The sequence below is a fragment of the Phenylobacterium sp. genome (assembly GCF_016793285.1).
Classification (GTDB): Bacteria; Pseudomonadota; Alphaproteobacteria; order Caulobacterales; family Caulobacteraceae; genus Phenylobacterium.
This window is the reverse complement of sequence record NZ_JAEUMO010000134.1, coordinates 1-9,053: the sequence shown is the minus strand read 5'-3', so window position 1 is coordinate 9,053 and position 9,053 is coordinate 1. Positions and strand designations below refer to the sequence as shown.

12 protein-coding genes are annotated in these 9,053 nt (G+C 71.3%); 8 read left to right on the top strand and 4 right to left on the bottom strand.

Translation table 11 applies throughout. The features are described from left to right. The coding region (locus tag JNL41_RS12990; RefSeq protein WP_293475565.1) for an AMP-binding protein at window positions 1-769 on the bottom strand (769 nt) is incomplete at its 3' end. Window positions 770-880: 111 nt separating this feature from the next. On the opposite strand from JNL41_RS12990, the gene JNL41_RS12985 reads away from it, so the two are divergent. After that, window positions 881-1,474 (top strand): SET domain-containing protein-lysine N-methyltransferase, encoded by a 594-nt coding sequence (locus tag JNL41_RS12985; protein ID WP_293475563.1) that lies wholly within the window; start codon window positions 881-883, stop codon window positions 1,472-1,474. 106 nt (window positions 1,475-1,580) lie between these two features. Here the strand turns inward: JNL41_RS12985 and JNL41_RS12980 are convergent, their stop codons facing one another. After that, entirely contained in the window at window positions 1,581-1,982 is a 402-nt protein-coding gene (locus JNL41_RS12980) for a nuclear transport factor 2 family protein (RefSeq protein ID WP_293475561.1), read from the bottom strand. A 119-nt stretch (window positions 1,983-2,101) separates the two neighbouring features. Between JNL41_RS12980 and JNL41_RS12975 the strand changes: the two genes are divergently transcribed. The 3 genes from JNL41_RS12975 to JNL41_RS12965 are packed head-to-tail and all read left to right on the top strand — an operon-like array spanning window position 2,102 to window position 4,556. Beyond that, on the top strand, window positions 2,102-2,662 hold the full coding sequence (locus JNL41_RS12975) for a TetR/AcrR family transcriptional regulator (RefSeq protein WP_293475559.1): 561 nt from the start codon (window positions 2,102-2,104) through the stop codon (window positions 2,660-2,662). Window positions 2,663-2,673: 11 nt separating this feature from the next. Then, window positions 2,674-3,615: a fatty acid desaturase gene (locus JNL41_RS12970; RefSeq protein WP_293475557.1), complete on the top strand. Its 942-nt coding sequence runs from the start codon at window positions 2,674-2,676 to the stop codon at window positions 3,613-3,615. Then, a complete protein-coding gene (locus JNL41_RS12965; RefSeq protein ID WP_293475555.1) occupies window positions 3,612-4,556 on the top strand; it encodes a zinc-binding dehydrogenase in 945 nt (314 codons plus the stop codon). The genes JNL41_RS12970 and JNL41_RS12965 overlap by 4 nt, the downstream gene beginning before the upstream one ends. Here JNL41_RS12965 and JNL41_RS12960 read toward each other — a convergent pair. Continuing rightward, window positions 4,553-5,371, bottom strand: coding sequence for an NAD(P)-dependent oxidoreductase (locus JNL41_RS12960; protein WP_293475553.1), 819 nt, complete (start codon window positions 5,369-5,371; stop codon window positions 4,553-4,555). The two genes, JNL41_RS12965 and JNL41_RS12960, sit on opposite strands and share 4 nt — an antisense overlap. Before the next feature lie 149 nt (window positions 5,372-5,520). Between JNL41_RS12960 and JNL41_RS12955 the strand changes: the two genes are divergently transcribed. The 4 genes from JNL41_RS12955 to JNL41_RS12940 all read left to right on the top strand — a co-directional run bounded on the left by JNL41_RS12955 (window position 5,521) and on the right by JNL41_RS12940 (window position 8,871). Further along, the gene (locus tag JNL41_RS12955; RefSeq protein WP_293475551.1) at window positions 5,521-6,027 is read left to right on the top strand and encodes a hypothetical protein; all 507 of its coding nucleotides are present in this window, start codon (window positions 5,521-5,523) and stop codon (window positions 6,025-6,027) included. A gap of 102 nt (window positions 6,028-6,129) precedes the next feature. Next, a complete protein-coding gene (locus JNL41_RS12950) occupies window positions 6,130-6,564 on the top strand; it encodes a DoxX family protein (protein WP_293475549.1) in 435 nt (144 codons plus the stop codon). Between the two features lie 112 nt (window positions 6,565-6,676). Beyond that, complete coding sequence (locus tag JNL41_RS12945; protein ID WP_293475547.1) at window positions 6,677-7,933, top strand: serine hydrolase; 1,257 nt, start codon at window positions 6,677-6,679, stop codon at window positions 7,931-7,933. Between the two features lie 56 nt (window positions 7,934-7,989). After that, on the top strand, window positions 7,990-8,871 hold the full coding sequence (locus JNL41_RS12940; RefSeq protein ID WP_293475545.1) for a crotonase/enoyl-CoA hydratase family protein: 882 nt from the start codon (window positions 7,990-7,992) through the stop codon (window positions 8,869-8,871). On the opposite strand, the gene JNL41_RS12935 is transcribed toward JNL41_RS12940, so the two are convergent. Further along, window positions 8,868-9,053, bottom strand: a 186-nt coding sequence (locus tag JNL41_RS12935; RefSeq protein WP_293475543.1) for a hypothetical protein, incomplete at its 5' end; no start/stop codon positions are given. The two genes, JNL41_RS12940 and JNL41_RS12935, sit on opposite strands and share 4 nt — an antisense overlap.

Sequence of the window (9,053 nt, the reverse complement as noted above, 5' to 3'; positions counted from 1 at the left end):
CGAAGTGGGTGGGCACGAACTGGCCGCAGTCGCACCTGTACTTCTCGATCAGCGCCAGGGCTTGTTCGGGGTCGAACTTCTCCATCACCACGACCGTCCCGCCCTGGCGATGCACGCCCATGGTCCAGCGCAGCGGGGCGGCGTGATAGAGCGGGGCGGGCGACAGGTAGATCGGCGTCTCGGGGAAGCCGAACAGCATCTGGGCGATGCTGCCCATGCCCGGCGTCTGGTCGATGGGCAGGCCGGTCAGGGGCGGCTTGATGCCCTTGGGCCGGCCGGTGGTGCCCGACGAGTAGAGCATGTCCGAGCCCGAGGTCTCGTCGGCGATCGGCGTCGTGGGGAAGCCGGCGATCGCCGCCTCCCAGCTTTCGTAGGGCGCCCGGGCCGGATCGGTCATGTAGAGCTTCACCGACCTGGGCAGCACGCCCGGCAGCTCGTCGACGACGGCGCCGACGCCCGCGGAGGTGACCAGGAGCTGCGCCCCGCAGTCGCCGACGATGTACTCGACCTCGCCGGCCGTCAGCTTGGACGAGATGCAGGTGTAGTAGAGGCCCGCCCGCTGCGCCGCCCAGGCGATCTCGTAGTAGCGCGGGTGGTTCTCCAGGAAGATGGCGATGACGTCGCCGATCTTCAGGCCCAGCGCGCGGAACAGGTGCGCCGCCTGGTTCGAGCGTTCGTCCAACTGGCGGTAGGTCACCGTCTCGCCCGAGCCGGCCATGACGTAGGCGGCCCGGTCGGGATGGGTCTTGGCATGGATCGCCGGATGCATGGACGCGTCACTCCCGTGGTGGCGGGTCTGTGCGGCGCCCGCCGTATCGGCGAGTGAGCGGCGTTGACGTTGCGGGCGTCAAGCGGGGCGCAGCGCGCGGCAGGCGCGCTCATGAAGACGCGGAAGGTCGCGGGAGAGATCGCGGGCGGCCGCGTCGCCCGGCTGGCGTCGGTCGGCGCGTCCTGGCACGCTGCGACGATGTCTGACGGTGTCGAGGTGCGGTCCGCGCCGGCGGGGGGCCAGGGCCTGTTCGCCGCGAGGCCGTTCGCCGCCGGGGCGACCATCCGGCGGATCGGGCTGGTGCGCGAGGTGACGGCGGAACGTCCGCTGACCGCCGGGGAGACCGCCGACCACGTGTGCCGGATCGACGGCCGGAGCTGGCTGGTGGGCGCGCCGGACCGCTACGTGAACCACGCCTGCGAGCCCTCCGCCTGGAAGCGCTTCGACCCGGACGGCGGGCCAGAGGCCGACATGGTGGCGCTCGTGGACATCCCGGCCGGGGGCGAAATCACCTACGACTACGTGCTGAACACGCACGGCGGCGGCCGGTGGGCCTGCGGGTGCGGAGCCGCGACATGCCGCGGGATGCTCGAAGCGAGCTGGTTCGACCTGTCCGAGGCGACGCGCCGCCGCCAGCGGCCGTTGCTGGCGACATGGTTCGTGCGCCGCCACGCGGCGCGGCTGGCGCAGGAGGGCATGGCGTAGCGGCGCGGCGTGCGCGCTTGCGGCCGCCCAAGCCTGACAGGATGTTCCAGCCCGACAACGGCGGCTTCCGGCGCCTGAGAACATTCGTGACGTCCGTCGCCGGCGTTCAGCCGAAGAACACCTCGAGGCCGTGCATAGGGTCGAGGTACTCGCGCACCTTCACGATCTTCCCGTCCCGCAGCTCGAAGAGGATGTGATAGTCGTTGCTGTAGACCTTGCCGGCCTTCGTGACCGCGTGGGACTTCAGCTCGGCGGCCACGCGGTCGCCTTCCGCGACCATCCCCACCACCGTCATGGTCATCCCGCCTTCCAGCGCGCCGCCGTTGGTCCGCAGCATGTCGATGTACTGCGCCTTGGTCATGGTCCCCGCGCCGGCGAACAGGTGCGGCTTGCCGTTGATCCACCAGGTGAGGTCGTCGGCCAGCATGTCGCGGAACGCGGCGAAATCGGACGTTCCGTAGAAGCTGCAGAAGCGCTCGACGAGCGCCTTGTTCTCCTGGATTCCCATCCGCTTCCTCCCCGATCGCGTTCGGCGCGATGTCGCCGCTTGCGTTATGAATGAGTGTTCATTATTTTTGGAGCATGGGCAGAGTCAAGGGTCTGACACCGCAGGATACGCGCCGCCGGGTGGTGGACGGCGCCGCCGACGCGTTCGCCGAACTCGGCGTCGAGGCCGCGCGCGTGGCCGACATCGCCAAGGCGGCAGGGCTGAGCGCAGGCGCGCTCTACAACCACTTCGAGTCGAAGGCCGAACTGGTGGCGGCGGTCATCGAGGACCGCGCCTGCGAGGACATGCGCCGGAAGTTCCAGGCCGCGCCGACCAGCGACGTGCTGGCGCTGCTGCTGGCCCGGGGCAAGGAACTCCCGACCGCCGAACAGCCTGCCGCGCCCCTGATGATCGGCGCCATCGCCGCGGCGCGCGATCCCGAGATCAAGCGGGTGCTGAGCGGCCAGGTCGCGGGCACCGAAAGCGAACTGGTCGACATGATCGCGGTCGCCCAGGCGGGCGGCCACATCGCCGGCGACATCGACGCCCGGGCGACCGCGCGCTTCATGTACGTGGTCCTGCTCGGCGCCTACGCCGCCGGGCTGATGGACCTCCCCGACCTCGAGCCCGGCGCGTGGGACCGCGTCATGACCAAGGTCTTCACGGGCCTCAACGCGGGCGCCGAGAACAACAAAGCCTAGGAGGAAGCGTCATGGCGGACGGCAGCAACGTCGACATCAGAACCGCGCGCGCCGCGGTCGGCCTCTCGCACGCCGAGGAAAAGCGCATCGCACTTTCGCTGTCGCCGGCGGTCGCCTGGCCCACCCTGGCGCTCGCCGTGATCCTGCCGGTGAGCCTGATCGCGCTCATCTGGCTGGGCTGGATCGGCGCGGTTCCCTACTGGATCGCGAGCCCCGTGCTCGGGCTGCTGATGTACGCGCACTACACGCTCGTCCACGAGTCCGTGCATGGCAACGTCGTCGCGCGGCCGACGAGCCTCAACTGGATCAACACCGTCGTCGGCTGGATCGGCTCGCTGGGCCTGGGCATGGGCTGGCCGCAGCTCCAGCGGGGCCATCTGCTGCACCATGCGCACACCAACACCGACCAGGACCCCGACATCGGCGTGAAGGGCACCTTCGCGGCGCTGCTCGTGAAGTGGATCGTCGGCATCCCGCTGAACATGCTGCCGATGTTCACCCTGGCGCTCATCATGCCCAAGCGCTGGGCCTACCTGCGCGCCACCCTGACTTCCGGCGAACTCGTCGCGATCTCGGCCGTCGGCGTTGCTCAGATCGCCTTGCTGGTCGCGGCCGCGGCGACCGGCTACTTCGAACAGTGGCTATGGCTCTGGCTGGTCCCCAAGGCCATCGCCAGCATCCTCCTGATGACCTTCTTCTCGTGGCTGCCGCACCATCCTTTCGACAGCACCGAGCGCTACAAGAACACCCGCATCAGCCTCTGGACCGGCGGCACGCTGGTCCTGCTGCAGCAGAACCTGCACCTGATGCACCACCTGTGGCCCAGCGTGCCGTTCTATAACTACGCGCGCCTGTTCAGGGCGCTGCGCCCCGTCCTCGCTATCGAAGGCTCGCGCATCGAAGGCCTGATGGTGGGACCCTACCGCCGGGACCTCTCCGAGCCCCGCCGATGAAGGCGGTCACGGTCGACCCCAGGGTCGGACTGACCTTCCGGGAGCACCCGGACCCCCAGGTGGGCCATGGCGGCGTGCTGGTGCGGATCCGGGCCGCGGGCGTCAACAACGCCGACCTCGGGCAGGTCGCCGGCGTCTACCCTGCGCCGCCGCGCGCGCCGGCCGACATCCCGGGGCTGGAGTTCGCGGGCGAGGTCGTGGCGCTGGGGCCGTCGGCGACGCGCTTCGCCATCGGCGACCGCGTGATGGGCCTGGTCGGCGGCGGCGCACAGGCAGAGTCGATCGCGCTGGACGAGCGCGAACTGATGCCGGTTCCGGCCGCGTTCGGCTGGGCCGAGGCGGGCGGCTTTCCCGAGGCGTTCATCACCGCCCACGACGCCCTCTTCACCCAATGTGCGCTCCGGCCGGGCGAGCGCGTGCTGGTGACGGGCGCGGCCGGCGGCGTGGGCAACGCCGCCGTCCAGATGGCCGCCGCAGCCGGCGCGGAAGTCGTCGCGTCGGTCCGCGACCCCGCGCGGCGCGGGCAGGTCGCGGCCCTGGGCGCGCAATGGGTCGCCGATCCTGCCGAGGAGGCGGCGAGCGGGCCCTACGACGTGGTGCTGGAGCTGGTCGGCCTGGACAGCTTCGAGGCCCGGCTCCGCTCGCTCAACGTCGCGGGCCGCTTCGTGCTGATCGGCTCGTCCACGGGCTTCGAAGCCAGGGTCGACTTCATGCAGCTCGCCGCCCGGCGCGCCACCCTCCGGGCGAGCGGGTTGCGCACGCGGCCCCTGGAAGACAAGGTCCTCGCGACGCGGGCGGTGGAGCGGGAGGTCCTGCCGCTGGTCGGCCGCGGGAAGATTGCCGTTCCCATCGCCGCCACCTTTCCGATGACCGAAGCGGCGGCGGCCTACGAGGCCTACCGGGCGCGCGGCAAGTTCGGAAAGATCGTGCTCGTCGGCTAGCGCCTCGGGCCCGATGCGCCCGATATGAAGTCCGCCATGGGCGTCGGCGCGCCGGCCTCGGCCGCCATGGCGCGGAACAATCCCAGGTCCTTGCGGCCGATGTCGGCCTGGCCGGCATTCATCACCACGGTCTTCTCGACGAGCAAGCGCCCATAGCTCTGATAGATCGGCGCTGGAAACAGCGTGGTGGTCAGCATCGCGACCACGGCCTCGGGATCGCAGCCGTTGGCCTCCGCCGCGGCCAGGCCCTCGGCCAGCGACCGCGCCGCGGCCCCGATCATAAAGTTGCCGACCAGCTTCACGGTCGTCGCCGCGCCGACCTCTTCGCCGAAGTCGAACACCCCGGCCGCGCCCATCGCCTCCAGGATCGGGCGCACCCGCGCCTTGGCGGCGGCGGGCCCCGCGCAGGCGATCCAAAGCTGGCGGGCGACCGCAGCCTCGGGTCGCCCGAAGACGGGAGCCTCGACGAACAGGCAGCCGCGCTCGGCATGCATCGCCGCCAGCCGACGCGATCCGGCCGGCGATATGGTGCTCATCGAGACATGGACGCCGCCGGGGCCAAGGGCGTCGAGGAACCCGTCGCGGGCGACGACCTCCTCCACCGACGCGTCGTCCCAGAGGAGCGTGACGACGATTCCGCCGGGCCGCACGGCGTCGACGGACCGGTCGGCCCGTCCCGCGCCCCGCGCCACCAGGCCGTCGGCCTTGGCCGCCGTCCGGTTGTGGACCAGAAGCGGATAGCCCGCCGCCAGGAGGTTGGTGGCTATGGGCGCGCCCAGCGCGCCCAGGCCGATGAAACCGATCAACTCCGCCATCTTCTCTCCTCGCGAACGCCGGCCGGTCTCGCACCCCACAAGCCATTCCGGTTCGCGAGCGGCCTCCCAGCGATATCACAGCTCGCGGTGCGCGCTCCGGCCGGACGCCGACGCGCGCAGTTCGTAAAAGGGGTGAGGACCCGACCGAAGTGGCCCTTCTGCGCCCTCAGATCCTCGCGCCGCCGCCTCCGCCGGTCGCCGAAGCCGTTGTCGCGACGGCGCCCAAGGCCGAGGCTCGAAGGGCCGTCGCCACGCCGGCGCCGCCCAAGGCCCTTGCCACCGCTCCGGCGCCGCCGAAGCCTGCGGCCGCTCCGCCGGTCCAGGCTGCGCCGACCGTGACCGCAAAGGCTGCGGTCGCCCCGCCGGCGGCTCTACCGACAGATGGCGCGGCGCAGGCCACCGCTCTGCTCAATGCCGACGTCGCCAAGCGCAACGCGGAGATCGACGTCCGCAACGCCGCAGCGTCCGCCGAGTACGAAAAGCGCATGTCCGCCTACAAGGCCGCGCAGGACTCGTTTGCAGCCTCGCAGGCCGCCTACGAGCGTCGTGCCCGCGAGCACGAGGCCGAGGTCGCCCAGGCGGCGAAGGCCCGCGCGGACTGGGAAGCGAAGGTCAAGGCCTGCAACGCCGGCGATCGAGCGTCTTGCGCTCCCTAAGGCCGTTTCCTGGGGGCGGAACCTGAGGGATAGAATGCTTCCGCCGCACGGGGCCAGGTGAATCCGGCGCCCGGTCGCGGCCCCCCGGGGAGGTGCGGCGCGATGGCGAGGCTCGAGATGTCCAGGCTGGTGCTGCGGGTCGTGCTGGGCGCGGTCTATCTGGCGGCGGGCATTGCGCATCTGCGGTTTCCGAGGCCGTTCCTGAGCATCACGCCGCCGTGGGTTCCGCAGCCGGAGCTGGTGATCGCCGCGACCGGGGTGGCGGAGATCGCGGGGGCGACGGCGCTGGTTGCGGTTCCGCGCCTGCGCCGCGCGGCCGCCATCGGCCTGGCGCTCTACGCCGTGTGCGTCTACCCGGCGAACATCAAGCACGCGGCCGACGCGCTCGCGGCCCACGGGCCCAGCGCGTGGTGGCCCTATCACGCGCCGCGCCTGGCGTTTCAGCCGGTCTTCGTCTGGTGGGCGCTGTTCGCCGGCGGCGTGACGAACTGGCCGTTCGGCCGCAAGACGGGCGACGGGGCGGCCAAGGGACGGTGACGGCGCAGCCGGACGCCGGCCCGCCACGCCCCGGCCGCCAGGGCTCTCTTGCAGTCGCGGCGCGATGAGGATGGGATGGCGGCCCGCCCGCCCCAGCCCGAGGACCCGCGCCATGCCCGACTCCGCCCAGCCCGCGCCGACCGCCGCCTCGACCGATCCCGTCGCGCTGGCGGTGATGCAGGGGGTTCCGCCGGCGGCGGAGAAGACGGTGCGGTCGGCCGACAGCACGAGCTGGCGGTTCCCGAACACGCGCTGGAGCTTCAGCCACCAGCGGGAGCTGGGCGCGTCGGCGGGGATCCGGCGCGGGCCGGGGGCGGCGGCGGCGCTGCCCTATGCGCTGCGCGACGACCTGGACGCCGTGCCGTTCGTCACCCAGGACGGCCGCGCGATGACCTGGGGCGAGAGCGTCGCGGAGAACTTCACCGACGGGCTGGTGGTGCTGCACCGCGGGCAGGTGGTCTACGAGACCTACGCGGGCGCGCTGACGGCGGAACGGCCGCACCTGGCGATGTCGGTGACCAAGTCGTTCTGCGGCCTGTTGGCGGCGATGCTGGCGCACGAGGGTGCGATCGATCCGGCGGCGCTGGTGACCGCCTATGTGCCGGAGCTCAAGGACACCGCGTTCGGCGACGCCACGGTGCGCCACGTGATGGATATGACGACCGGCGTCCGCTACCGCGAGGACTACGTCGACCCCGACGCCGAGGTGCGGTTCTACGGCGTGGCCGCGGGCTGGTCGCGGCCGCCCGAGGGCTATGCGGGGCCCACGACGGTGTTCGACTTCCTGAAGACGCTGAAGAAGCAGGGCGAGCACGGCGAGGCCTTCGCCTACAAGACCTGCAACACCGAGGTGCTGGGCTGGATCGTGCAGCGCGCCGCCGGCCAGGCGTTCGCCGACCTCGTCTCCGAGCGCATCTGGCAGAAGCTGGGCGTGGAAGAGGACGGCTACGTCATGGTGGACGGGACGGGCTTCGCGCTCTGCGGCGCCGGCCTGAACGTGACCATCCGCGACCTGGCGCGGTTCGGCGAGATGATGCGGCTGGGCGGGACCTTCAACGGCCAGCGGATCGTGCCCGAGGCGGTGGTGGCCGATATCGCGGGCGGCGCGCGGGTCGAGGACTTCGCCAAGGCGGGCTACGTGACGCTGCCGGGCTGGAGCTACCGGAACCAGTGGTGGGTGAGCCACAACCGGTTCGGCGCCTACACCGCCCGCGGCATCCACGGCCAGGTCTGCTACGTCGCGCCGGGGGCCGAGATGGTGATCTCGCGGTTCGCCTCGCACCCGACGGCGGCCAACGGCAACGGGCCGCTGGATCGGGTCTCGCTGCCCGCCTACGAAGCGATCGGGGCGCACCTTAGCGGGGCTTGACCTCCTTACGGTCAACCGCGCCGGAGTGGCCGGGACAGACAACGAGGACCCCGAGAATGGCCAGCTACGAGACCCTGATCCTGGACGTCGAAGACGGCATCGCGACGATGACGTTGAACCGGCCCGACAAGCTGAACGCCTTCAACACCCAGATGATGAAGGACATGATCGCGGCGTTCGACGAGACCGACGCGCGCGACGACGTCCGCGTCGTGATCGTGACGGGCGCGGGCCGGGCGTTCTGCGCCGGGGCCGACCTGTCGGCCGGGGCCGAGACCTTCAACTACGACGCCCGCAGCGCCGCCGACCAGCAGGCGCGGGCCGGCGCGGGCGGGGTGAACCGCGACGGCGGCGGGCTGCTGACGCTGCGCATCTTCGAGAGCCTCAAGCCGGTGATCTCGGCCTGCAACGGGCCGGCCGTCGGCATCGGGGTGACCATGCAGTGCGCCATGGACATCCGGCTGGCGTCCGAGACCGCGCGCTACGGCTTCGTGTTCGCGCGGCGGGGGCTGAACCCCGAGGCGGCTTCGTCGTGGTTCCTGCCGCACCTGGTGGGCGTCCAGACGGCGCTGGAGTGGTGCTACACGGGCCGGATCTTCCCGGCGAGCGAGGCGCACGAGAAGGGCTTCGTCCGCTCGATCCATGCGCCGGACGACCTGCTGCCGGCCGCGAAGGCGATCGCCCGCGAGATCGCCGACAATACCGCGCCGGTCTCGGTGGCCATCACGCGCCAGCTCATCTGGCGCATGGCGGGCGCGGCCCACCCCATGCAGGCGCACCAGGCCGACAGCCGCGGCATCCAGGCTCGCGGCAAGTCGGGCGACGCGCGGGAAGGCGTGACCTCGTTCCTCGAGAAGCGGCAGCCGAACTATCCGGACAGGGTCTCCCAGGACCTGCCCGACATCTGGCCGCACTGGACCCGCCCGGAATTCAGCTAGATCGCTCTCTGCTCGACGATGCTTGCTGCGGCGCCCTCTTGCGGGGCGCCGTTTCGTTTGGGGCGCAGCGTCATCCTGCGGCGCACGTCGAAGAGGTGAGGTACAGCGGACACTCTTACTGGATCGGTCGTTGCTGATTGCTCGCGTTGCGCTCGTCTTCTGTTCTCGCAATAGGAGAGTGC